The sequence below is a fragment of the Lysobacter sp. BMK333-48F3 genome (genome assembly GCF_019733395.1).
Taxonomy (GTDB): Bacteria; Pseudomonadota; Gammaproteobacteria; order Xanthomonadales; family Xanthomonadaceae; genus Lysobacter.
In genome coordinates, this window is the sequence record NZ_JAIHOO010000001.1 from 189,912 (window position 1) to 213,965 (window position 24,054).

19 protein-coding genes are annotated in these 24,054 nt (G+C 72.3%); 11 read left to right on the forward strand and 8 right to left on the reverse strand.

The genetic code is table 11. The features are described from left to right. Nucleotides 1-111: 111 nt before the first annotated feature. The 4 genes from K4L06_RS00620 (at nucleotide 112) to K4L06_RS00635 (ending at nucleotide 3,294) form a co-directional block, all read left to right on the forward strand. The gene (locus tag K4L06_RS00620) at nucleotides 112-789 is read left to right on the forward strand and encodes a YggS family pyridoxal phosphate-dependent enzyme (RefSeq protein WP_255595443.1); all 678 of its coding nucleotides are present in this window, start codon (nucleotides 112-114) and stop codon (nucleotides 787-789) included. A gap of 143 nt (nucleotides 790-932) precedes the next feature. Beyond that, nucleotides 933-1,766: a pyrroline-5-carboxylate reductase gene (gene proC, locus K4L06_RS00625; protein WP_221669547.1), complete on the forward strand. Its 834-nt coding sequence runs from the start codon at nucleotides 933-935 to the stop codon at nucleotides 1,764-1,766. Further along, nucleotides 1,763-2,251, forward strand: coding sequence for a DUF4426 domain-containing protein (locus tag K4L06_RS00630; protein ID WP_221669548.1), 489 nt, complete (start codon nucleotides 1,763-1,765; stop codon nucleotides 2,249-2,251). The genes proC and K4L06_RS00630 overlap by 4 nt, the downstream gene beginning before the upstream one ends. 248 nt (nucleotides 2,252-2,499) lie before the next feature. After that, nucleotides 2,500-3,294, forward strand: coding sequence for a cobalamin-binding protein (locus K4L06_RS00635; RefSeq protein WP_221669549.1), 795 nt, complete (start codon nucleotides 2,500-2,502; stop codon nucleotides 3,292-3,294). Between the two features lie 724 nt (nucleotides 3,295-4,018). Here K4L06_RS00635 and aac(6') read toward each other — a convergent pair. Together aac(6') and pdxH are read right to left on the reverse strand one after the other, a co-directional pair. Further along, nucleotides 4,019-4,480 (reverse strand): aminoglycoside 6'-N-acetyltransferase, encoded by a 462-nt coding sequence (aac(6'), locus tag K4L06_RS00640; protein WP_221669550.1) that lies wholly within the window; start codon nucleotides 4,478-4,480, stop codon nucleotides 4,019-4,021. Next, nucleotides 4,477-5,082 (reverse strand): pyridoxamine 5'-phosphate oxidase, encoded by a 606-nt coding sequence (pdxH, locus tag K4L06_RS00645; RefSeq protein ID WP_221669551.1) that lies wholly within the window; start codon nucleotides 5,080-5,082, stop codon nucleotides 4,477-4,479. Before pdxH ends, aac(6') begins: the two co-directional genes overlap by 4 nt. 17 nt (nucleotides 5,083-5,099) lie before the next feature. Between pdxH and K4L06_RS00650 the strand changes: the two genes are divergently transcribed. Further along, nucleotides 5,100-6,038: a kinase gene (locus tag K4L06_RS00650; RefSeq protein WP_255594886.1), complete on the forward strand. Its 939-nt coding sequence runs from the start codon at nucleotides 5,100-5,102 to the stop codon at nucleotides 6,036-6,038. On the opposite strand, the gene K4L06_RS00655 is transcribed toward K4L06_RS00650, so the two are convergent. Continuing rightward, nucleotides 6,007-6,210 (reverse strand): dodecin family protein, encoded by a 204-nt coding sequence (locus K4L06_RS00655; protein WP_221669552.1) that lies wholly within the window; start codon nucleotides 6,208-6,210, stop codon nucleotides 6,007-6,009. The genes K4L06_RS00650 and K4L06_RS00655 overlap by 32 nt on opposite strands. 111 nt (nucleotides 6,211-6,321) lie before the next feature. Between K4L06_RS00655 and K4L06_RS00660 the strand changes: the two genes are divergently transcribed. Both K4L06_RS00660 and aroB read left to right on the forward strand, forming a co-directional pair. Next, nucleotides 6,322-6,894 carry a shikimate kinase gene (locus K4L06_RS00660; protein WP_221669553.1) on the forward strand — a complete coding sequence of 191 codons (573 nt, stop codon included), beginning with the start codon at nucleotides 6,322-6,324 and terminating at the stop codon, nucleotides 6,892-6,894. After that, nucleotides 6,891-7,994: a 3-dehydroquinate synthase gene (gene aroB / locus K4L06_RS00665; protein WP_221669554.1), complete on the forward strand. Its 1,104-nt coding sequence runs from the start codon at nucleotides 6,891-6,893 to the stop codon at nucleotides 7,992-7,994. The genes K4L06_RS00660 and aroB overlap by 4 nt, the downstream gene beginning before the upstream one ends. Before the next feature lie 102 nt (nucleotides 7,995-8,096). Here the strand turns inward: aroB and K4L06_RS00670 are convergent, their stop codons facing one another. Continuing rightward, a complete protein-coding gene (locus tag K4L06_RS00670; RefSeq protein WP_221669555.1) occupies nucleotides 8,097-8,774 on the reverse strand; it encodes a hypothetical protein in 678 nt (225 codons plus the stop codon). Nucleotides 8,775-8,946: 172 nt separating this feature from the next. Here K4L06_RS00670 and K4L06_RS00675 point away from each other — a divergent pair, with 172 nt between their 5' ends. Beyond that, on the forward strand, nucleotides 8,947-9,531 hold the full coding sequence (locus K4L06_RS00675) for a hypothetical protein (protein ID WP_221669556.1): 585 nt from the start codon (nucleotides 8,947-8,949) through the stop codon (nucleotides 9,529-9,531). 111 nt (nucleotides 9,532-9,642) lie between these two features. Here the strand turns inward: K4L06_RS00675 and K4L06_RS00680 are convergent, their stop codons facing one another. After that, nucleotides 9,643-10,281: a cysteine hydrolase family protein gene (locus tag K4L06_RS00680; RefSeq protein WP_221669557.1), complete on the reverse strand. Its 639-nt coding sequence runs from the start codon at nucleotides 10,279-10,281 to the stop codon at nucleotides 9,643-9,645. A gap of 100 nt (nucleotides 10,282-10,381) precedes the next feature. On the opposite strand from K4L06_RS00680, the gene K4L06_RS00685 reads away from it, so the two are divergent. From K4L06_RS00685 to hemE, 3 genes are all read left to right on the forward strand, one after another. Then, nucleotides 10,382-11,407: a helix-turn-helix domain-containing protein gene (locus tag K4L06_RS00685; RefSeq protein ID WP_221669558.1), complete on the forward strand. Its 1,026-nt coding sequence runs from the start codon at nucleotides 10,382-10,384 to the stop codon at nucleotides 11,405-11,407. A 158-nt stretch (nucleotides 11,408-11,565) separates the two neighbouring features. Next, a complete protein-coding gene (locus tag K4L06_RS00690; protein ID WP_221669559.1) occupies nucleotides 11,566-11,820 on the forward strand; it encodes a WGR domain-containing protein in 255 nt (84 codons plus the stop codon). A 129-nt stretch (nucleotides 11,821-11,949) separates the two neighbouring features. Continuing rightward, nucleotides 11,950-13,041 (forward strand): uroporphyrinogen decarboxylase, encoded by a 1,092-nt coding sequence (gene hemE, locus K4L06_RS00695; RefSeq protein WP_221669560.1) that lies wholly within the window; start codon nucleotides 11,950-11,952, stop codon nucleotides 13,039-13,041. A gap of 75 nt (nucleotides 13,042-13,116) precedes the next feature. Here hemE and K4L06_RS00700 read toward each other — a convergent pair whose 3' ends face one another. The 3 genes from K4L06_RS00700 to K4L06_RS22745 form a co-directional block, all read right to left on the reverse strand. Then, the gene (locus K4L06_RS00700) at nucleotides 13,117-16,701 is read right to left on the reverse strand and encodes an ATP-binding protein (protein ID WP_255594888.1); all 3,585 of its coding nucleotides are present in this window, start codon (nucleotides 16,699-16,701) and stop codon (nucleotides 13,117-13,119) included. A 123-nt stretch (nucleotides 16,702-16,824) separates the two neighbouring features. Next, nucleotides 16,825-20,352 (reverse strand): hybrid sensor histidine kinase/response regulator, encoded by a 3,528-nt coding sequence (locus tag K4L06_RS00705; RefSeq protein ID WP_221669561.1) that lies wholly within the window; start codon nucleotides 20,350-20,352, stop codon nucleotides 16,825-16,827. 131 nt (nucleotides 20,353-20,483) lie between these two features. Continuing rightward, nucleotides 20,484-24,026 (reverse strand): ATP-binding protein, encoded by a 3,543-nt coding sequence (locus K4L06_RS22745; RefSeq protein ID WP_343225710.1) that lies wholly within the window; start codon nucleotides 24,024-24,026, stop codon nucleotides 20,484-20,486. Nucleotides 24,027-24,054 lie beyond the last annotated feature (28 nt).

Sequence of the window (24,054 nt, forward strand, 5' to 3'; positions counted from 1 at the left end):
CGATTGCAACTTCAAGCTGGAACCCGACCACCCCCGAGAGGCAGTATAGCCCTCCAACGGCGCCATCGATCCAGCCCTTTCGAACAGGAACCCCACGTGCACGAGCACGTACTGCACGACATCTTGCAACAGTTGGCGCGAGCGGCGCATGACGCGGGACGGCCGGTACCTCGATTGCTTGCGGTCAGTAAGACCCAGGGTGAGACGGCGGTCGCGAATCTGGCCCGGCAGGGACAGGCCGCGTTCGGCGAGAACTACGTCCAGGAGGCCCTGGCCAAGCAGGACGCGCTGGCCGCCGCGGCCCCCGACCTGCGCCTGGAATGGCATCTGATCGGGCACCTGCAGTCGAACAAGGCGGCCGACGCCGCCGCTCGCTTCGACTGGGTGCAGACGGTGGACCGGGCGAAGCTGGCGACGGCGTTGGCGCGCCATCGCAGTGTCGAATTGCCGCCGCTTAACGTACTGATCCAGGTCAATATCGACGACGAAGCCAGCAAGCACGGTTGCCGGCCCGAGGACGTGCCGGCGCTGGCGCAGGCGATCGCGGCGCAACCGAGCTTGCGACTGCGCGGGCTGATGGTGATCCCGACGCCGCACCCGGACCCGGAACTGCGCCGTCCGGCGTTCCGCCGCAGCAAGGTGCTGTTCGACTCGCTCACCCAGGCTCACGCCGGCGTCGACACCTTGTCGATGGGGATGAGCGACGACTTCGCGGTCGCCATCGCCGAGGGCGCGACCCTGGTCCGGATCGGCACCGCGCTGTTCGGCGCGCGCTCGCGGCCGGCCTGAGCGAGGCCGGCGCCGGCGGTGCGCCGGCCGGTTTCGTTGCGTAAATGCAACCCGCCGCGACGCCCTCGCGCAGTCCGCCGGCGGCGCTGCCGGCGGGCGGCGGCGGTTGCTATCCTGCCGGCGGTTTCCCGCATGGTTCGCTCATGACCCAGTCTTCTCCCCTCCCCGGCCCGGTCGCCTTCATCGGCGGCGGCAACATGGCGCGCAGCCTGATCGGCGGCCTGGTCGCCCGCGGCGTTCCCGCCGCGCAGATCCGCGTCGCCGAGCCGGTGGCCGCGCTGCGCGAAGCGCTGCAGCGCGACTTCGGCGTCCAGGTCCACGAGAACGCCGCAGCCGCCGCCGACGGCGCCGCGGTCTGGCTGTTGGCGGTCAAGCCGCAGGTGATGCGCGAGGTCTGCACCGGCCTGGCCGGCCTGGCCGGCGCGCAGGCGCCGCTGGCGGTATCGATCGCCGCCGGCATCACCGCCGGCCAGCTCGACCGCTGGCTCGGTGGCGGCGCCGCGGTGGTGCGCGCCATGCCCAACACCCCGGCCCTGCTCGGCGCCGGCATCACCGGCCTGTACGCCAACGCCGCCGCGGTCGCGCGCCTGGACCAGGCCGCCGATCTGCTGGCGGCGGTCGGGCCGACCGTGCGCATCGCCGACGAGGCGCAGATGGACGCGGTCACCGCGGTCTCCGGCAGCGGCCCGGCCTACGTGTTCCTGCTCGCCGAGGCGATGCAGCAGGCCGGCCAGGCGCAGGGCCTCAGCGCCGAGGCGGCGCGCGCCCTGGTCGGCCAGACCCTGCTCGGCGCGGCGACCATGCTGACCCGCAGCGAGGAGCCGGCCGAAGTGTTGCGCGCGCGGGTGACCTCGCCAGGCGGCACCACCCAGGCGGCGATCGAGACCTTCGAAGCCGGAGGTTTCCGCTCCCTGGTCGACCGGGCCATCGCCGCGGCGACCGAGCGCGGCCGGCAGTTGTCGGCGGCGAACGAATGAAGCGTCGCGCCGGCGCGTTGGCCCTGGCGCTGATCCCGACGCTGGTCCTGACCGGACTGGCCGGCTGCGGCCGGGAACCGTCTTCGCGCGTCGCGCCCGATCCGAACGCGGCGCGCAGCGACGAGGTGGCGCGCGACGGCGACATCGCCCTGCGCGCCAGCGCGATCCAGACCCGGCTGCTGTCGCCGGCGATCGCGCAGCGCTACGGCGCCGCCCACGACGAACGCACGGTGCTGGTGGTGGTCTCGCTGCGCCAGGGCGACGACGCCACCGCGGTCGCCCTGCCGGCGCGGGTGACGGTCGTCGCCAGCGACCTGCTCGGCCGCGACCAGGCACTGGCGATGCGCGAAATGCGCGACGGCGAGTTGCTGGACTACGTCGGCGTGGCGACGGTGTCGCCGCCGGAGACCCTGCGCTTCGAAGTGGTCGCGATCCGCGCCGACGGCAAGCGGCAGACGCTGCGCTTCCATCGCGATTTTTTCTGAGCGGCGTCCCACCGCCTCCTGTAGGAGCGGCGTGAGCCGCGACAGCCGAAGCGACGATCGAAAGCGCTCCGGCTGCAGTCCGTCCGCGGCCCGTATCCGGCCTTTTGCGGAGAACGCTCGCACACCGCTTCGGCTGTCGCGACATGACCGGAGGAAATCCCCGTGGGCCGCCGCTCCTACCGAAGCGGCGGAGCGGCGCTCCGCGGCGAATGGCGGATAATGAGCCACGCCTCGCCATCGGACCGCCCATGGGCCCGCAACGCATCGTCTGCCTGACCGAAGAACCGACCGAGACCCTGTACCTGCTCGGCGAGCAGGACCGCATCGTCGGCATCAGCGGCTTCACCGTGCGTCCGCCCGAGGCGCGCAAACACAAGCCCAAGGTCAGCGCCTTCACCAGCGCCAAGATCGGCGAGATCCTCAAGCTGCGTCCGGATTTCGTGATCGGCTTTTCCGACATCCAGGCCGAGATCGCCGCCGAGCTGATCAAGCACGGGGTCGAGGTCTGGATCAGCAATCACCGCAGCGTCGAGGGCATCCTCGATTACATCCGCCGCCTGGGCGCCCTGGTCGGCGCCGGCGACCGCGCCCAGGCGCTGGCGGCGGGCTACGAACAGGCCATCGCCGCCGCGCGCGAGCGCGCCCGGGCGCTGCCGCGTCGGCCGAAGGTGTATTTCGAGGAATGGGATACGCCGCAGATCACCGGCATCTGCTGGGTCTCCGAACTGGTCGCCATCGCCGGCGGCGACGACGTGTTTCCCGAGCACGCGGCGATGCCGCTGGCGCGCGACCGCATCCTCGCCGACCCGCTGGAAGTGGTGCGGCGCGCGCCCGACCTGATTCTCGGCAGTTGGTGCGGCAAGAAATTCCGCCCCGAGCAAGTCGCGGCGCGGCCAGGCTGGGACGCAGTGCCGGCGGTGCGCGACGGCGAACTGCACGAGATCAAGTCGCCGATCATCCTGCAACCGGGGCCGGCGGCCTTGAGCGCGGGACTGGACGCGCTGACCGCGCTGATCCACGGCTGGGCCGCAAGGCGCGGTTGAACGCGGCGGCACCGCTTGCGGGAGCGAAGCAAGCCCGGACAACGGGGCGCGCCGAAAAAACAACGCCGCTGCGGCGGCGGCGAAGTCGCGGCGCCAGCGCCATTTCGACAGACGCGAACCATCGCGCCCTTTTTTTGAACATAGCCCCCTTTACATAGCCCCCTTTGAAAAAAGGGGCGAGCGCCCGGCGTGGTGTCGGCCGCCGGGCAATGTTCGCAGCGCGGGGGATTTGCTTTGGCTTTGGGCAACAGCAAAAGCAAGAGCAAATCCCCCCTGCCCCCTTTTTCAAAGGGGGGGGAGCTGCGGCGATGGTGCCGTGACCATGGCCGTAGCCGTGGCGGAGCTTCAGCGCGATCCATGGCCCCCTTTGAAAAAGGGGGCGAGCGCCCGGCGCGGCGTCGGCGGCCGAGCAATGTTCGCAGCGCGGGGGATTTGCTTTGGCTTTGGGCAACAGCTAGAGCAAGAGCAAATCCCCCCTAGCCCCCTTTTTCAAAGGGGGGAACTGCGGCGATGATGAAAACCGTGACCGTGACGGAGCTTCAGCGCGATCCACGACCCCCTTTGAAAAAGGGGGCGAGCGCCCGGCGTGACGTCGGCGGCCGAGCAATGTTCGCAGCGCGGGGGATTTGCTTTGGCTTTGGGCGACAGCTAGAGCAAGAGCAAATTCCCCTAGCCCCCCTTTTTCAAAGGGGGGAACACTTGCGGGGTTACGAGGCGATTGCCGCTAGTCCGCCAGGCGCTTGCGGAAGTACACCACGCGCTCGGTTTCGGCGAAGCCGCAGGCGGCGTGGGCGGCGTGGCTGTCGCGATTGTCGAGTTCGGCATCGGAAGCCAGTTCGCTGCAGCCTTGCGCGCGAGTCCAGGCTTCGACCGCGTCGATCAGGGCGCGCCCGTAGCCCTGGCCGCGTCGCTCGGGGGCGACGTACCAGCCTTCCAGGAAACCGACCGGCGAGGATTCGGTGCCGTTGACGTAGTCGTGGCGCAGGCTGGCCTCGGCGAAACCCTGCACGCGGCCGTCGCCGTCCTCGATCAGGAACGCGCTCAGGCGTTGCGGTTGCGCCAACAGCTCGGGCAGTTCGGCGGCATGCTCCTGCGCCGTGGCCTGCGGCCATAAGGCATGGCGCAGCAATGCCCAGGCGGCGAAGTCGGCCGCGGTCGCGGCGCGCACCCGCCGCGCCGCGCTCACGGATACAGCATCCGCTTGCTCCAGCCGCCGGCGCGGTCGGCCTCGTAGTACCAGCGTTCGTGCAGGCGGAAATCGGCGCCGTACCAGAATTCGATCTTCTCCGGCCGCACCCGCAGCCCGGTCCAGCGCGGCGGCCGCGCCACCTCGCGGCCTTCGAACTGCGCCTCGACCTGGTCCAGGCGCTGTTCGAAGGTGTCGCGGTCGGGCAAGGTTTCCGACTGCTTCGAGGCCCAGGCGCCGAGTTGGCTGCCGCGCGGGCGGCTGGCGAAGTAGGCGTCGGCTTCGGCGTCGGCGACGATCTCCACCGCGCCCTCGATCCTCACCTGCACGCCGTGACGCACGCGCGGCCAATGGAACAGCAGGGCCGCGTGCGGGTTGTCCTGCAGTTCGCGGCCCTTGCGCCCGTCGAGGTGGGTGTAGAACACGAAGCCGCGCGCGTCGTGGGCCTTCAGCAACACCGTGCGCGCCGACGGGCGGGCATCGAGGGTGGCGGTGGCGACGGTCATCGCGGTCGGATCGGGCTCGCCGGCGGTATGCGCTTCGGCGAACAGCGCATCGAAGGTGGCGAGGGCTTCGGTCAGCAGGGCGTCGGTCGGGTTCATTGCGCTATTGTGAGCCCATGTCGTCGCGCCTGCATCCGCCTGGGTCAATCGGTCCGGGGTCAATCGGTCCATCAGCGCCGGCCGCGGACGGCGCGAAGCGAACCGGCCCCGCAGCGTCCGGCTTCGATCAGGCTTTCGTCGCCGCCGCGCTCGACGATGCGCTCGCCGCCGAGGCCCGCGTCTACGCGATCTGCGGCCTGCAAGGCAGCGGCAAATCGACCCTTGCGGCGCAGATCGCCGGCCTCGCGCGGCAACGCGGGCTGCGCTGTGCGGTGCTGTCGATCGACGATTTCTACCTCGGCCGGCGCGAACGCCTGCGCCTGGCGCGCGAGGTGCACCCGCTGCTGGCCAGCCGCGGCCCGCCGGGCACCCACGATGCGGCCCTTGCCTGCTCGGTCCTGGACCGTCTGCGCGAGGGTGCGCCGGCGCGCTGGCCGCGCTTCGACAAGTTGCGCGACACGCGCCTGCCGCCGTCGCGCTGGGCGCGCGCCGACGCGGTCGACCTGGTGCTGTTCGAAGGCTGGTTCCTCAAGACCCCGGCGCAGGACGCCGCTGCGCTCGCCGCGCCGGTCAACGCGCTGGAACGCGAACACGACCCGCACGGCGTCTGGCGCGACTACTGCAACCGCGCCCTCGCCGGCGACTATCCGCCGTTGTGGGCGCGCCTGGATCGGTTGCTGTTCCTGCAGCCGCCGGGGTTCGAAGTGGTCGCGCAGTGGCGCTGGCAGCAGGAGCAAGCCATGCAGCGGCGCCGGCCGCAGTGCCGGGCGATGGACCGGGCCCAGCTCGAACGCTTCGTCGCGCTGTTCGAACGGGTCAGCCGGCAGGCGTTGGCGCACCTGCCCGGCCTGGCCGAACGCTGCGTGCGGTTGGACGCGGCGCGACGGCCGCTGGCCGAATCCGCGCCGCGCGCCGGATCCGCCGTCACTGGACGACGAAGGTCACCTTCAGATTGACCCGCCACTCGGTGACGTTGCCGGCGCCGTCGGTCACCACCTTGATGTCGTTGATCCAGGCGCCCTGGATGTTCTTCACCGACTCGGCACACTTCGCCAGGCCAGTCTTGACCGCATCCTCGATGCCGTTCTTGGAAGAGCTGTTGAGTTCGATGACTTTGGCGACCGCCATGATCGTATCTCCTTGGGAATGGGCCGGCGCCGCGACGCCGGACCCCGAGCCTAGGCCGGCCGCCGTTAAGAGCGCGCAAGCGCGCCGCCCCACCTGGCCTACAATCGCGCCATGAACCCTGCCAGCAATCTGATCCTGATCGGCCCGATGGGCGCAGGCAAAACCTGCATCGGCCGGCGCCTGGCCGAACGCTTCGGCCTGCGCCTGGTCGACGCCGATCGCGAGATCGAGCAGCGCGCCGGCGCCAGCGTCGCGACCCTGTTCGAGCTGGAAGGCGAAGCCGGCTTCCGCGCCCGCGAGAGCGCGGTGCTGGCCGACCTGCTGCAGCACGACGGCCTGCTGCTGGCCACCGGCGGCGGCGCGGTGCTGGCCGAAGCCAACCGTCGCCTGTTGCGCGAACGCGGCTTCGTGGTCCAGTTGCTGGTCACGGTCGAACAACAGCTCGAACGCCTGGCCCAGGACCGCAGCCGGCCGCTGCTGGCGCGCGGCGACCGCGAGCAGGTGCTGCGCGAGTTGGCGCAGCGGCGCGCGCCGCTGTACGCCGAGATCGCCGACCTGCGCTACGACACCGGTTCGCTGGGCTCGGCCGAGGCCACCGCCGGGCTGGTCCTGGCGCTGAGCCGCCACTGGCAGCGCCCCACCGGCGCGCCATCCGCTTCCCCCCATTCCGGAGCCGACGCATGAACGCCGTACGCAAGGTCGAAGTCGGCGGCGAAGCCGCCTATGCCATCGAGATCGGCCCCGGCCTGCTCGACGACGGCGCCCGCCTGAGCCGCCCGCTGCGCGGCCGCCACGCCCTGATCGTCAGCGACGGCAACGTCGCCCCGCTGTACCTGGAGCGGGTCGAGGGCAGCCTGCGCGCGGCGCGGCCGGAACTGGCGCTGGGCCGGTTCGTGATCCCACCCGGCGAACACGAGAAGACCCTGGCCCGCTTCAGCCAGTGCCTGGACGCCCTGGCCGCGCTGGGCGCGACCCGCGACGCCTGCGTGATCGCGCTCGGCGGCGGCGTGGTCGGCGACCTGGCCGGCTTCGCCTCGGCCTGCTGGATGCGCGGCATCGACTGCGTGCAGGTGCCGACCACGCTGCTGGCGATGGTCGATTCCTCAGTCGGCGGCAAGACCGCGGTCGACCTGCCCAGCGGCAAGAACCTGGTCGGCGCCTTCCATCCGCCGCGCGCGGTGATCGCCGATACCGCCGCCCTGCGCAGCCTGCCCGACCGCGAGCTGCGCGCCGGCCTGGCCGAAGTGGTCAAGTACGGGGCGATCTTCGACGCGACCTTCCTCGATTGGCTGGAAGCGCACGCCGACGCCCTGCTCGCCCGCAACGACGAGGCCCTGGCCGAGGCGATCGCGCGCAGTTGCCGCTACAAGGCCGAAGTGGTCGCGCGCGATCCGTTCGAGCGCGGCGACCGCGCCATGCTCAATTTCGGCCACACCTTCGGCCATGCGATCGAAACCGAGCAGGGCTACGCCGGCACCACCGGCGACGGCCTCAACCACGGCGAGGCGGTCGCGGTCGGGATGGTGCTGGCGGCGCGCCTGTCGAGCGCGCTGGGCCGCGCCCCGGCCGCCGACGCCGAGCGCCTGCAGCGCCTGCTCGAACGTTTCGGCCTGCCGACCGCGATTCCGCCCGGCCTGGATCCGCAAGCGCTGCTGACGCGCATGCGCCTGGACAAGAAGGCCGACGCGGCGGGCCTGCGCTTCATCCTGTGGGACAAGGCCGGCGCGGCGCGGATCGTGTCCGGCATCGCCGACGATGCGGTACTGGCGACGCTAGTCGCCTGATCGATCGCCCGGCGCCCGGCTTCGGCAGGCGCCGTTCGGGCGCCCCGGACGCGGCGGGCGCGGCCGCTGCGCGCCGCACCCGCCGCGTCGCAGCGCCACGGCTCAGGGCCAGCCGGCGGCGTGGCGCAGATATTCGATGTGGCCGTCCAGCAGGCCGGTGATGTAGACCGTGGTCAGGATCGGGTGGTGGCCCCAGACCTGCGCCGAGCGGGTATTGACCGGATTGACCCCGGCGTCGCGCTGCACGTACTGCACCGCGGCATTGCCCGGCGCGCCGACGTTGTTGGCCAGTCCCAGCGCCCAATGCTCCCAGGTGCGATAGCCGTCCGAAGCCATGACGATGGAGTAACGCGTCGGGGTGGTGCCGTTGTTGTTCGACAGGGTCAGCCCGGCGAGGGTCATGCATAGGCGCGCGAGCGCGCCGGTGATCGCTCGCTTGGCCATGGCGCTGCCGGGCGCGGCGTCGTTCGCGGCGGTGACGGCGTTGTCCGCGACCACCTGCGCCTGGGCGGTGGCGGCCGGGTTGGCGAAGGTGTCGCGCACCCAGGCGACGAAGCCTGGGTTGTAGACGAACTCCTCTTCTTCGGCGTCGTAGACCCAGGCTTGGTCGTAGATCGACGGCGGCGTGTTGGCGGCATGGCCGCCCGGGCCGCCGAACAGGGCGAAGCCCCAGCACGGCGCATCGGGATAGGGATCGGGCCAGGCCGGGTTGAGTTCGGTGCCGGCGCCGAGATTGGCGCTGGCGAGCCCCTGCAGTTGGGCATCGGTGAGTTGCGGCATGGACCGGCTCCTGGTCGGTGTGGCGATGGCGGCGCGCCCTTCCCCTTGAAGGACATCGCCCGTCGCCGACAACAACGTTACGCAGGCACCGCCGTGAAACGGCCGCGGCCGGCTTCACGTGCGGTCCGCCGCGGCGTTCTCTGCCTTGTACTCGCGCAGAGAACCGGCCCGCATGGCCCTCAACACGCTCGAACTGCTGCTGTTGCTGCTCGGCCTGTCGCGTCCGTCGCCTTCGGCGCCGCGCCCAGGCGCCGACCCCACCGCCACCACGCCGCCCGCCGCCAAGTCCCAGGAGCCGCCCATGCCCAACCAATTCGAATTCCTCGACAAGCACTACGACCCGACCGACATCCCCGAGGTGGCCGCGCAGGCCGCGTACGAGCGCTTCGGCAATTACCCCAACGCCCACACCAGCACGGTGATCTTCAACGTCACCTGGTCGGCGCTGACCGATGCGATCAGCCGCGCGGTGCTGACCTACGTCAACGGCGGCGTCGCCGGCGGCTCGGCGGCGGCGACCCTGAGCGCCGACGGCCGGCAGTGGAACATCGTCCTCACCGGCCTGCAGTACGTGAACGCCACCCGCACCGTGGTCCAGGGCCGTTCGGAGTACTCGATCGCCGAGTACAACAACGGCTGCGTATTCGTGAACGCCGAAGCGATCGGCGGCCAGTTGCTCGGCGAGGTCGTGCATCTGAGCAACGGCTTCGGCACCTGGGTGCAGGACGTGAAACTGAAGAATCCGCCGTCGTTCTGAGCCGGACGCGAGGCAGCCCCGCCGGAGCGGGGCTGCGCTGGTCGGGCCGGACGCGCTGTTCCGGCTCGCAGCGCCTGCGCACGGTCCAAGCGCGCAGGGCGGTCGCTGCGCTCAGGCCGCTTGCCGGCGGGCGCGGGCGCGCTGGTTGGACGCGTGCGGGTTGTCGATCGGCAGGCTGCGGCCTTGCCGGACCGCGTCGATCCACTCGTCGGTGCCGGTCACCGCGGCGAAGCGGCTCTGGAACACCACGCTGAACACCCGGTGGATCTCCTCGGCGCTGGCATGGCCGGCGCTGTTCTCGTACGACAGCGAACCGCTGGCGTCGTGCAGGAACTCGACGTGGTAGCCCAGGTGCGCGGCCTCGAACACGGTCGAGGCGTCGCAGTTGTGGGTCATGTAGCCGATCACGCTGAGGGTGTCGATGCCGCGCGCCTGCAGCCAGGCCTGGAAGTCGGTGCCGGCGAACACGCTCGGCAGTTCCTTCTCGATGTAGTGATCGCGCGGCCGGCCGGCGACGGCTTCGTTGAGCTCCCAGCCCGGCGTGCCCTTGTCGAACACCGGCGTGCCGGCCGGCGCGGTGTTCTGCACCACCACCACCGGCACCCCGGCGGCGCGGGCGGCGTCCATGGCGCGGCCGATGTTGGGCAGGGTGCGCGCGACCGGCGGGTACTCGATCGGCAAGCCGTCGGCGAAGTAGTCGTTCTGGACATCGATGACGACCAGGGCGCGCTTGCGGGTTTCGTGGTTCATGTCCGGCTCCAAGAGGTGGCGGGGGAAGTGGCGCTCATTCTCGGCCCGGCCCGGACCCGGCGTGAGTGGCCCGATTGCCAATATTCGATAGAATCGGGCCATGACTGCCGCCCTTGCCTCCGCCCCGCCCGGTGCCACCGCGTCCGACCCGCTGGCCCGCATCGCCGTGGTCGCGTTCGAAGACGTCAGCCCGTTCCACCTGTCGGTGCCCTGCCTGGTGTTCGAACCGCGCCCCCAGCCGGGGCTGTCGGACTCCGAACTGTCGGACTTCCAGCTGCCGGACTTCCAGCTGCGTGTATGCGCGGCCGAGCCCGGCCCGCTGCGCAGCCGCGCCGGTTTCGACATCGGCACCCGCCACGGCCTGAAGGCGCTGGATTGGGCCGACACGGTGATCGTCCCGTCCTGGCGCGATGCCGACGAAACCCCGCCGCAGCCCTTGCTGAAAGCGCTGCGCCGCGCCCACCGGCGCGGCGCGCGCATCGTCGGCCTGTGCCTGGGCGCGTATGTGGTCGCCGCCGCCGGCCTGCTCGACGGCCGCCGCGCCACCACCCACTGGCATTGGAGCGAGCATTTCGCCGCGCGCTTCCCGCAGGTGGCCCTGCTGCCGGACGTGCTGTACGTCGACGACGGCCGCATCACCACCTCGGCCGGCACCGCGGCGGCGCTGGACTGCTGCCTGCACCTGCTGCGCCGGGTTCACGGCGCCGAGGCCGCCAACCGCATCGCCCGCCGCCTGGTGCTGGCGCCGCACCGCCAGGGCGGTCAGGCCCAGTACATCGAACACCCGCTGCCGGCCTCGCCACAGGACGACCGCCTGGCCGGCGTGCTGGACTGGGCCCTGGGCCATCTGGACCGGCCGCTGGGCCTGGACGCGCTGGCCGAACGCGCGCTGATGAGCCGGCGCACCTTCACCCGCCGCTTCCGCGACAGCACCGGCACCACCGTCGGCCAATGGCTGGCGGGGCAACGCCTGGCCCGCGCCCAGCGCCTGCTGGAAACCACCGAACTGGGCCTGGACGCGGTCGCCGCGCAGACCGGCTTCGGCAGCGCGGTCTCGCTGCGCCAGCACTTCGCCGCCCAGCTGGGGATCTCGCCGTCGGCGTATCGGCGGGGGTTTCGTGGCTAGGAACGAGTGCACAGGAACTGGAAACGAGTCCCCGTACCGCCACCGCAGGTCGCTCGCGCTTCTCCCCTCTTCTCCCCGCCGGCCGTCCTTCCCGGACTGGTTCCTCGTTTCTCCGCACTCGTTCCTGGTCCGCCCCCCGCTGCCGCTACAATCCCCCCGTGCGCCTACTCCTCCAACAACGTCCGGACGGCCGCGAAGCCCCGCGCTTCGTGCAACTGATGCTCGAAGCGGATCTGCTCGGCGGCTGGACCCTGGTCCGCGAGACCGGCCAGATCGGCGGCCGCAGCACGGTCCGGCGCGAGCAATTCCTCGACCGCGACGCCGCCTTCGCCGCGCTGGAACAAGCGCGCGACCAGCAGCTCAAGCGCGGCTTCCAGCTGATGTTCACCCAGGGCGCCGAAGCGCCGCGCTGAAACGCGCCGCGGCCGCGTCCGGGCCCGCGCGCAGGACGCCGCGCGCCGCCGCGACAAACCGCCGCAGCGCGAGCGCGCGCCGACGCCGCACACTTCGCCTCTTTCCTTAGCCCTCGCCACGACGCCTTCATGTCTCAGCCCAGCTCGTCCCAGCCCAGCCTCGTCAACGACCGTTTCCTGCGCGCCCTGCGCCGCCAGCCCGTCGACCGCACTCCGGTGTGGCTGATGCGCCAGGCCGGCCGTTACCTGCCCGAGTACCGCGCCACCCGCGCCCAGGCCGGCAGCTTCCTCAACCTGGCCAAGAACCCGGAGCTGGCCTGCGAAGTCACCCTGCAGCCGCTGCGCCGGTTCCCGCTGGACGCGGCGATCCTGTTCTCCGACATCCTCACCGTGCCCGACGCGATGGGCCTGGGCCTGTACTTCGCCGACGGCGAAGGCCCGAAGTTCGAGCGCCCGGTACGCAGCGTCGCCGACATCGAGCGCCTGGCGGTTCCGGACATGGAAACCGAGCTGCGCTACGTGATGGACGCGGTGCGCACCATCCGCCGCGAGTTGAACGGCTCGGTGCCGCTGATCGGTTTCTCCGGCAGCCCCTGGACCATCGCCTGCTACATGGTCGAAGGCGGCGGCAGCGACAACTACTCGCGGATCAAGGCGCTGGCGCTCAACGAGCCGGCGGCGATGCACAAGCTGCTGAGCGTGGTCACCGACGCGGTGATCGAGTACCTGAAGGCCCAGCGCGCCGCCGGCGCGCAGGCGCTGCAGGTGTTCGACACCTGGGGCGGGGTGCTGTCGCCGCGCATGTACCGCGAGTTCTCGCTGCGCTATCTGCAGCGCATCGCCGCCGAACTGGAGCGCGGCGACGGCGACCAGCGCACCCCGCTGATCCTGTTCGGCAAGGGCAACGACCCCTACCTGGAAGACCTGGCCGGCAGCGGCGCCGAAGCGGTCGGGGTCGACTGGACCGTCGGCCTGGACGAGGCCGCGCGCCGGATCGGCGGCCGGGTCGCGGTGCAGGGCAATCTCGACCCGGTGACCTTGTACGCCTCGCCGGAGGCGATCCGCGCCGAGGTCGGCCTGGCCCTGGACGCCTACCGCGACGGCAACGGCGGTTCGCGCGAAGGCCACGTGTTCAATCTCGGCCACGGCCTGTCGCCGGACATGTCGCCGGACCACGTCGCCGCGCTGGTCGCGGCGGTGCACGAGCTCAGCGCGCGCTGAGTCCGGCGGTCGCGCGCCGCGCGGCCGCTACGCCCCACATCGAAGCATCGGCGGCGTTCGCGCCGCCGCGCCCGCTCAGGCGCGCGGCGGCGCGCACAACTGCGCGATCGCGTCGCCGAGCATGCCGCCGGTCACCGGCTTGCGCAGGAATCGATCGAAGCCGGCCGCGATCGCCTGCGGTTCGGCCTCGGCGTCGGCGCGCGCGGTCACCGCGACCAGCGGCTGGACGAAGCCCTGCGCGCGCAGTTGCCGGGCCAGGTCCAGGCCGTTGATGCCGGGCAGGTCCAGGTCCAGCAAGGCCATGTCGAAGCGCGCGATCGCCGCCTCGGCCAGCGCCGCCAGGCCGTTGGGCACGTGAGTCACCCGGTGCCCCTGCACCCGCAGCAGACCGGCGATGACCTCGGCGACGGTGGCGTCGTCCTCGACCAGCAACAGCGAACGCGGTCCGATCGGCGCCTCGGGCGCCGCCGGCGCGCGGCCGCGCGCGGACGGCGTCTCGGCCTCGGCCAAGGGCAGGTCGAAGACGAAGCGCGCGCCGCGCCCCGGCTCGCTGTCGACCCGGATGTGGCCGTCCATCGCCGCCGCCAGTTCCTGGCTGATCGCCAGGCCCAGGCCGCTGCCGCCGTAGCGGGCGCTGGTGCGCGCGCCCTCGGCCTGCTCGAAGCGGCGGAACAGGCGCGCCTTCTGTTCTTCGCTGAGGCCCGGGCCGGTGTCGACGACCTCGAAGCGCACGCCTTGCGGCCGCAGCGGCTCGACCCGCAATCCGACCCGGCCGACCTCGGTGAACTTGATCGCGTTGCCGAGCAGATTGAGCAGGATCTGGCACACCCGGCTGGAATCGCCGCGCAGCCCGGCCGGCGCCGACGGATCGATCTCGACCTGGAATTCCAGCCCGCGCTGCCGCGCCAGCGGCGCCATCAGGTCGCTGGCCTCGGCGACCAGGGCGCGCAGGTCGAAGGGCTCGTCGGCCAGTTCCAGCTTGCCCGATTCGATCCGCGCCAGATCCAACGCGTCGTTGACCAGGCGCAGCAGGTGCTCGCCGGCGCGCCGTATCGACTGGGTGTACTCGCGCTGCCGTTGATCCAGCGGCGTGTCCAGCAGCAGTTCGCTCATCCCCAACACGCCGGTCATCGGCGTGCGCACCTCGTGGCCGAGGGTGGCCAGGAACCGGGTCTTGGCCAGCGAGGCCTGCTTGGCCACCTCGCGCTCGTGCTCGGCGCGCTGCCAGGCCAGCCGGCGCTGCAGCCGGCGCCGGTGCGCGGCCAGCACCCAGCCCAGCAGCAACAGCGCCAGGGCGACGAAACCGAGCAAGGCCCAGCCGCTCCACCACCACGGCGCATCGACGTGCAGCTCCACCGTCTGCATCGGCGACCAGACGTTGTCGGCGGTCTTGGCCTTGACCTGCAGCCGGTAATCGCCCGGCGGCAGTTGCGAAAAGATCCGCTCGCCGCTGCTGCCGCCATCGACCCAACCCGGGTCGTAGCCGTCCAGGCGGAAACGGTAACGGTTGCTCTGCGCGTTGTTGAACGACAGCAGGCGGGCGACGATGCGCAAGTCGCGATCGCCGTCGGCCAGGCGGATGCCCGGCATCGGCCGCGCCGTGCCGCCGGCGGCGACCTGGCCGGCGGCGTCGGTGGCGAAGGCCAGGCGTTCGTTGCCGCGCCGCACTTCGATGGTTTCCACGATCAGCGGCGGCGCCTGCTCGACCGGCCGCACCACCGCCGGGTCGAACAGCACCAGGCCTTCCGGGCTGCCGACCAGGATCCGGCCGTCGGCCGGACGCGGCACCGGGCGGCCGGAGAATTCCTGGCTCGGCAGACCGTCCTTGACCCCGTAGACGCGCGCCGAGCGGGTGTTCGGATCGACCCGCACCAGGCCGCGGGTGGTGGTCATCCAGACCCGGCCGGCGCTGTCCACGGTCAGGCCCTGGGCCTCGCTCATCGGCAATCCGGCGCGCGCGCCGAGTTCGAACTCGGGCTGCAGGCGCAGGCCGTCCCAGCGATACGCGGCCAGGCTGCCGAACCCGCCCAGCCAGACACGGCCGTCGCTGCCGGCCGCGAACGAGTTCACCGGCTGCGCCGGCGATCCGTCGACCCGGGCGAAACGCTGCGCACCGGGCAGCCAGCGCCACAGGCCCTGGGCGCCGGCCAGCCACAGCGAGCCGTCCGGGCCCTTGTGCGCGTATTCCAGCGACATGTGCTTGGGCAGGCCGCGCTCGCCGAACGCGAACGCATCGATCACCCGGCCTTGCGGATCGCGCCGTTGCAGATCGCCGTCGCTGCCGAGCACCCAGACCGCGCCGTCGCTTTCGACCAGTTCGGCGGTGCCGGAGAAGGCCGCGTCGCGGCCGTCGTCCATGTTCCAGTGCCGGCGCGCGCCGCTGGCCGGATCGATCCGGGTCAGGCCGCCGTAGTTGCTGACCCAGACCACGCCGCGGCTGTCTTCCAGCACCCGGTCCAGGCCGATGCCGTCGCTGAAGTCGCGGGCGACATGGGCGACCCGGCCGGTCTCCGGGTCCAGCCGGTCGAGCACGCCGCCGGTGCCGACCAGCCACATGTCGCCGTCGCGCGCCGGAGCGATGCCGAGCACGCCGGCGTTGGACAGGCTGCTGTCGTCGCCAAGCCGGCGCATCAGCACCGAAAACTGGCGCCAGTTCGGCGGCAGGTACCACAGGCCGTAACCGGTGCTGGCGAACCACAGCCCGCCTTCGCGGTCTTCGTAGGCGTGCGACCAGCTCGGCCGCACCAGGCCCTGGCTGGTGCTGCTGAACAAGGGCACGACCTCGATCCCGTCGCCGCTGCCGATGCCCAGGCCCTGCGGCAGGTCGAACCAGTACTGGCCGGAGCGGTCGCGGCGCAGCACATCGACGACCTTCAGCTCGGGCGCGATCGCCGCCCAGGGATGGGCCTCGTAGCGGCCGTCCGGACGGCGCACGCCGACCCCGTGCGGGTTGCCGAACCAGCCGGTGCCGTCGGCCTCGAAGGTGACCGCATTGACGATGGTCGAACTCAGCGCCTTGTCCGGCACGCGTTCGAAATCGTGCCCGGTCCAGCGCGCAGCGCCGGCCAGGGTACTGATCCACAAGGTGCCGTCCGGCGACACCGACAGATTGGCCACACCCTCACTGGGCAGGCTGCGCGGATCGCCCTCGCGCGGCAGGAATCGGCTGACCCGGCCGTCCGGGTCGAGCCGGTGCAGGCCGCCGTGGGCGGTGCCGAACCACAGCGCGCCGTCGGGCGTGGAGGCGATCGACCAGACGTTGTCGTCGCCCATCTGCGGGGTGTTGGCGCGGTTGTAGTAGCGGAAAGTCTTGCGGTCGGCGTCGAGCATCGCCAGGCCGGACTGGCCGGTGCCCATCCAGATCCGGTTGCGGGCGTCGACGTGGACCGTCCACAGATAGTTGTCGCGCAGGCCCTGCTCGCGCCGCCAGACCCGGTAGCCCAGGCCGTCGTAGCGCGCCAGGCCCTCGCTGGTGGCGATCCACAGATAGCCGTGGCGGTCTTCGACCACCCGGTTGACGGTGTTGGAGGGCAGCCCGTCGGCGACGGTGAGCTGGCGCGGCCGCGGCGTCTCGGGCAGGCCGGCCATGGCGGCGGTCGCGGCGGCCAGGCACATCGCTGCGGCGCTCAGCGCGAACAGCCGTCGAATTGTGCGCCGCATTGCCGCTCCCGCGCCGCGAAACGCGCGGCGACGGGGAATCGTCGCAATGTGTGCCGGGCAGCGCAAGCTGGGGCGCGGCCTATCGCCCGGCTATGCGACCGCGGGCCGCTCGGCCCGCGACGCTCAGCCTTCGTCCAACTGGGTCAACACGCTGTCGATCGCCTCGGCCAGCATCGCCCCGGTCACCGGCTTGCGCAGGAAGCGGTCGAAGCCGGCGGCGCTGGCCTGCGGTTCGGCGTCGGCGTCGGCGCGCGCGGTCACCGCGATCATCGGCCGGGTGCAGCCCTGCGCGCGCAGTTGCCGGGCCAGGTCGAGGCCGTTGATGCCGGGCAGGTCGAGGTCGAGCAGCAGCAGGTCGAACTGCGCGGTCGCCACTTCCGCCAGCGCGGCCAGGCCGTTGGCGACGTGGGTGACGCGGTGGCCCTGCGCGCGCAGCAGGCCGGCGATGACTTCGGCCACGGTCGGGTCGTCTTCGACCAGCAGCACCGCGCGCGGGCCGCTGCGCGCCGGCGGCCGCGCCGGTTCGGCGGCACCGCGGCCGGCCGGCGGCGGCTCGGCCGCCGGCAGCGGCAGTTCGAACACGAAGCGCGCGCCCTGCCCCGGCTCGCTGTGCACGGCGATATGCCCTTCCATCGCCACCGCCAGTTCCTGGCAGATCGCCAGGCCCAGGCCGCTGCCGCCGTAGCGCGCCGCGGTGCGCGCGCCTTCGGCCTGCTCGAAGCGGCGGAACAAACGGGTTTTCTGTTCTTCGTTGAGGCCCGGGCCGGTGTCGGAGACTTCGAAGCGCACGCCCTGCGGCGCCAGCGCATCGACCCGCAGCTCGACCCGGCCGGCCTCGGTGAACTTGATCGCGTTGCCGAGCAGGTTGAGCAGGATCTGGCAGACCCGGCTGTAGTCGCCGCGCAGGCCGGCCGGCGCCGAGGCCGCGACCTCGACCCGGAACTCCAGGCCGCGCTGGCGCGCCAGCGGCTGCATCAGCCCGCTGACCTGGTCGACCAGGGCGCGCAGGTCGAACGGTTCGTCGGCCAGTTCCAGCCGCCCGGATTCGATCCGGGCCAGGTCCAGGGCGTCGTTGACCAGCCGCAGCAGATGCTGGCCGGCGCGCCGGATCGACTCGGTGTAGCCGCGCTGGCGCTCGTCGAGCGGCGTATCGAGCAGCAGCTCGCTCATGCCCAGCACGCCGGTCATCGGCGTGCGCACTTCGTGGCCGAGCGTGGCCAGGAACCGGGTCTTGGCCTCGGAGGCCTGTTCGGCCAATTCGCGCTTGTGCACCGCCAGCTGCCAGGCGTTGCGCCGGCCGAGCCGGCGCCGGTAGGCGACCGCGCCGATCGCCAGCGCCGCGACCGCGGCCAGGGCGAAGCCGAGCTGGGCCCAGACCGTGCGCCACCACGGCGGCCTGACGTGCAGGGTGAACGCGGCGGCGTCCGACCAGATGCCGTCGGCGCCGGCGGCCTTGACCCGCAAGCGGTACTCGCCCGGCTCCAGGCGCGAGAACACCCGCTCGCCGTTGGCGCGCTGCTCGATCCAGTCGGGGTCGTAGTCTTCCAGCTTGAAGCGGTAGACGTGGGCGCGCGGATCGAGGAACGACAGCAGGCGCGCGACCACGCGGAAATCGCGGTCGCCGGATTCCAGCTGCACCGGCCCGTAGCCGGTTTCCAGGGTCTGCTCGTCTTCGCCGCGGCGCACGCTGAGGCTTTCCAGCGACAACCGCGGCGGGCGCGTGCTCGGGAACGGCATGTCCATGTCGAACAGCACCGGCCCGTCGACCGACAAGGCCGCGGCGATGCCGCCGTGGCCGCTGCGCTGCGGCGCGGTGCGCGCCAGCTCGACGTTGGGAATGCCGTCGCCGAAACCGAACAGGCGTAGGCGCGCGTCGCGCGGCGAGATCATCAGCAGGCCGCGCGTGGTCGCGGCCCAGACCGTGCCGCGGTCGCTGACGATCAGGCCGGCGACATTGGTGTCGGGATAGCCGGCGGCGTTGTCGATGCGTTGCTGCAGGGTCAGCCGCTCGCCGTTCCAGCGGTACGACTCGAGCACGCCCTTGCGCGCCAGCCACAGCCGCTCGCGGCCGGCGAAGGCCATCGCATCGATGTCGCCGAAGCCGCCGCCGGGCACCGGCAGGAAGCGCGCGCCGTCCCAGCGCTGCAGGCCGTCGTTGCCGGCGAACCAGGGCTGGCCGTCGGGGCCGGCGACGAAGGTCGACGCGCCGGTCGGGAAACCGGTGTTGGCCAGCACCCGCTCGATCTCGCCGCTGGGCAGGCGTTCGCCGCCGGCGCCGTAGCGGCGCATGCTGGCGTCGGAAAACCACAGCCACAGACTGCCGTCGGGCAGTTCGTGCAGGAACCACACCGCGCCGAGGTCGCTCTTGCCGCGCGGCCAGGACTGGGCCCGGCCGCTGGCCGGGTCGAACAGGCTCAGGCCGTTGGAGTGGCCGATCCACAGCCGCCCGTCCGGACGCAGGAACAGGGTGTGCAGCCACTTCAGGCCGAGCTTGCGGTTGTCGGCGACCGGCTCCAGCGCGCGCGCGCCGCGGCGCAGCCGGTACAGATCGGTCGCCGACAGCACCCAGAAGCCGCCGTCGCCGTCCGGCGCGAGGTCGCGCACGTCGAGCCGGTCGAGCGGGCTGCTGCCGACCGCGGCGATCGAGGCAAAGCGGTCCCAGTCCGGCGGCAGATACACCAGGCCCTGCGAATAGGTCACGAACCACAGCCCGCCTTCGCCGTCGCGCAGCATCTGCATCACGCCGCTGCGGCGGTCCCAGACGCCGTCGCCGGCCTCGTCCTGCATCAGCCGCACTTCGCCGTCGCGGCCGACCCGGTACAGGCCGGCGGTGGTGCCGATCCAGCGTCCGCCGGAGCGCTCGCCGACCACGATCGCGTTGGTCGCATCGTCGCCCAGCGCCCACGGCGCCGGGCTCAGCCGGTCGTCGGCGCCGAGCCGGAACAGGCCGCGCTCGGTGCCGATCCAGATCGTGCCGTCGCTGTCGCGCGACAGGTCGCCGATCCGCTCGCCGGCGGTGGCGTCTTCGCCGACCGGGTGGAAGCGCTCGTTCTCGAACCGCGCCAGGCCGTGCAGGGTGCCGACCAGCAGGCGTCCGCGTTCGTCGACCAGCAAGGCGGTGACCGGCCCCGCCGGCAGGCGCTCGCCGGCGCCGACGCCGGGCTCGTAGCGGCTGACCTTGCCGTCGGCGGCCAGCCGGCACATCTCGCCGGCATAGGTCGCGGTCCAGATCGCGCCGTCCGGGGTGCCGGTCAGATACATCACGTCGTCGCTGCAGCGCGCGTTATCGCCTTCGAACGCGATGCGGACGAATTCCTTGCGGTCGCGGCCGAGCCAGCTCAGGCCTTCGCGGCTGGCGACCCAGACCCGGTCGCGGGCGTCGACGTGCACGTCCGCGATCATGTTGTCGGGCAGCGAACCCGACAGGCCGATGGTGTGGCGCCAGCGCGCGAACTCGACCCCGTCGTAGCGGGCCAGGCCGTCCTCGGTGGCGATCCACAGATAGCCCTGATGGTCCAGGTCCATGCTGACCACCGACTTGGGCAGGCCCTGTTCCTGGCCGAAACGGCGGAAACGCGGGGTTTCCGGCAGGCGCGCCTGCACCTGCATCGTCCACAGCGCCAGCAGCAGACACACCAGGCCTCGCACCACCCGCTCCCCTCCTTGTCGCCGCGACTGCGGCGCTGCGCCGCCCGCGACGCCGGTCGCCGCCCCCACGCCAGGGTACGCCGCACCGCGCCGCCGGTCGCGCCAGCGCCCATGTGCGGACCCGTACCGGCCGATCATGCCTCACCCGCCACGGCGGCGAGCGCCTCGGCCAGCAGGGCCCCGGTGACCGGCTTACGCAGGAAGCGGTCGAAGCCGGCCGCGATCGCCTGAGGCTCGGCCTCGGCGTCGGCGCGCGCGGTCACCGCGATCAGCGGCCCGGCGAAGTTCTGCAGGCGCAGTTGCCGGGCCAGATCCAGGCCGTTGATGCCGGGCAGGTCGAGGTCGAGCAAGGCCAGGTCGAAGCGCGCGGTCGCGGCCTCGGCCAAGGCCGCCAGGCCGTTGGCGACATGGGCCACGCGATGGCCCTGGGCGCGCAGCAAGCCGGCCACCACCTCGGCCACGGTCGGGTCGTCTTCGGCCAGCAGCACCGACAGGGCCGGCGTCGGCGCGGCCCGCTCCGGCGCGCCGGGCGCGACCGCGGGCGGCGGCTCGGCCGCGGGCAGGGGCAGGTCGAACACGAAGCGCGCGCCCTCGCCGGGTTCGCTGAACACCGCGATGTGGCCCTCCATCGCCGCCGCCAGTTCCTGGCAGATCGCCAGGCCCAGGCCGCTGCCGCCGTAGCGCGCCGCGGTGCGTGCGCCGTCGGCCTGCTCGAAACGGCGGAACAGGCGCGCTTTCTGCTCGGCATTCAGCCCCGGCCCGGTATCGGCGACTTCGAACCGCACCCCGCGCGGCTGCAACGCCGCCACGCTCAGCCGCACCTGGCCGGCCTCGGTGAACTTGATCGCGTTGCCGAGCAGGTTGAGCAGCACCTGGCACACCCGGCTGGCGTCGCCGCGCAGGCCGCAGGGCGCATCGGCGGCGATCGCGATCTCGAACTCCAGCCCGCGCTGCCGCGCCAACGGCCGCATCAGGCTCGCCGCCTGCTCGACCAGGGCGCGCAGATCGAAGGCCTCGTCGGCCAGCTCCAGCTTGCCCGACTCGATCCGGGCCAGGTCCAGCGCGTCGTTGACCAGGCGCAGCAGGTGTTCGCCGGCGCGGCGGATCGACTGGGTGTATTCGCGCTGCTTTTGATCCAGCGGCGTATCCAGCAGCAGCTCGCTCATCCCCAGCACGCCGGTCATCGGCGTGCGCACCTCGTGGCCGAGGGTGGCCAGGAAGCGGGTCTTGGCCAACGAGGCCTGCTTGGCTACTTCGCGCTCGTGCTCGGCGCGCTGCCACGACAGCCGGCGCTGCAGCCGGCGCTGGTAGGCCGCCGCGCCCCACCAGCCCAGCAGCATCAGCGCGCAGCCCAGCGCCGCCAGCGCCGGCGGCGTGCGCCACCACGGCGGCAGCACCTTGAACGCCAGGGTGCGCTGGGCCGAGGGATTGCCGTTGGCGTCGACGGCGCGCGCGTGCAGCAGATAGCTGCCCGAGCCCAGGCCGGCGAACACGCGCTCGCCGCTGTCGCCGACCGCGACCCAGTCGGTGTCGTAGCCGTCCAGGCGGGTGTAGTAGCGATTGGCCTGCGGGTCGTCGAACGACAGCAGGCGCAGTTGCACGCGCAGTTCGCGATCGTCCGGCGACAGGGTCGGCAAGTCGCGGTACTGCGCCGGGCGCGCGGCGCCGGCGGTATCCGGGCCGTCCTGCAGCGGCAAGGGCATCCAGCGCCCGTGTCGGCGCACCGCGAACTGGTGCCATTGCAGGTTGGAGCGGCGCGGCGGCGGATCCGGCAACGCGGTATCGACCAGCACCACGCTGCCGTCCGACAACGACGCGGCCAGCACGCCCTGGTCGCTGAGCGCGGCGGTGCGGCGGACGAATTCCTGGTTGCTCATCCCGTCCTGCACGCCGAAGCGGCGCAGGTGGCGGCGCTGCGGATCCCAGCGGAACAGGCCGCGCGCGGTGGTCAGCCACAAGCGCCCGCCGCGATCGCGGAACAAGCCGGTGCTTTCGGCGGCGGGAATGCCGACCTCGACCCCGGCGCGTTCCTGCAGCCGCCATTGCGCGCCGTCGCGGCGATAGCGCTCCAGGCCGTTCAGGCGATGCAGCCACAGGCTGTCGGCGGACTCGAAGACGAAACCGAACACCCGATCGGCGGCGATGCCCTGCACCGCATCCATCCGGTTGCGCGCCGCGTCGTAGCGCAGCAGGCCCTGCCCGGTCGCGGCCCACAGCACGCCGTCGGGGGCGAAGCGCAGGCCGTCGATGTCGCCGCTGCCGATGCCCTGGCCGGGTCCGACCCGGATCGAAGCCAGCACCTTGCCGCTGTCCGGGTCGCGCCGTTGCAGGCCGGCGGCGAGATAGGAAATCCACAGGCTGCCGTCGGGCGCGATCAGCATCCGGTCCGGCTTGCCGTCGAGCACCGCATCGGCCATGTCCGCGGTCCACTCGCGCGCCCTGCCGTCGGGCTCGATCCGGACCACGCTGTTGCGGCTGGTGGCGACCCACAGGCGGCCGCGCCGGTCCTCGACCGCGGCGTAGACCACGCCCTTGGCGAGCGCGGGATGCGGACCGTCGCCGAAGGCCTCGATGCGGCCGTCGCGATGCAGGCGCTCGATCTCGCCGCGCGAACCGACCAGCCACCAGCCGCCCTGCGCCGAGGGCGCCAGCGCCGAGTACAACTCGGCGGAAAGGTCGTGGCGTTCGCGCGAGTACTGGGCGATGCGGCGCCAGTCCGCGCGCAGATAGCCCACGCCGGTGCCGGCCAGCGGAAACCAGAACGCGCCGTCGCCCTGGCCGAGGATCTGCTGCACCGGCCGGGCCGGCCGGGTCGGCCCCAGCGCCACCGGCACCGGCACCTGGCCCGGCGCGGCGCGCCAGATGCTGCGCTGGGTGCCGAGCCAGTAATGGCCGCCGCGATCCGGCGCCAGGCTCAGCACCGCGTTGAGCTGGCCGAACATCGGCGCGAACTCGGGCACCGTCCAGCGCCCGTCGGCTTCGCGCCGGTACAGGCCGGTGCGGGTGCCGACCCACAGCCGCTCGCCGTCGGCGACGATCGAATACACCCACGGCAGCGGATCCTCGCCGGGCAGGACCACGGTTTCGAAATCGCGCCCGGTCCAGCGCGCCAGGCCCTTGAAGGTGCCGATCCACAACTCGCCGCGCGCGTCGTAAGTCAGCGCGAACACCGTCTCCGACGGCAGGCTGCGGGCGTCGCCGGGGCGCGGCGCGAAGCGCTCGATGCGCTCGCCGCGCATGCGGTGCAGGCCGCCGCCGTAGGTGCCGAACCAGACTTCGCCGTTGCGGCTGGCGACGGCGAAGGTGTCGTCGCTGCCGATCTGCGGATGCTGTTGGCGGCGGTAGTGGACGAAGCCGTCGCGCTGCGGTCCCATCATGCTCAGGCCGCGGCCTTCGGCGGCGACCCAGATCCGGTCGCGATCGTCGACGACCACGATCGCCAGGTCGTTGCCGGGCAGCGAACGCTCGTCGCCGGGGACATGCCGCCACACCTGCACGCCGATGCCGTCGTAGCGGGCCAGGCCGTCGGTGGTCGCCAGCCACAGGTAGCCGGCGCGGTCGAAGGCCATGCCGTTGACCTTGCTCGACGGCAGCCCGTCGGCGACGCCGATCAGGCGCGCGCGCGGCGCCTCCGGCACCGCCGCGGCGGCATCGCGCGGCGCCGCGATCGCGGACACGAGCGCGGCCGCGCACAGGCATAGCAAG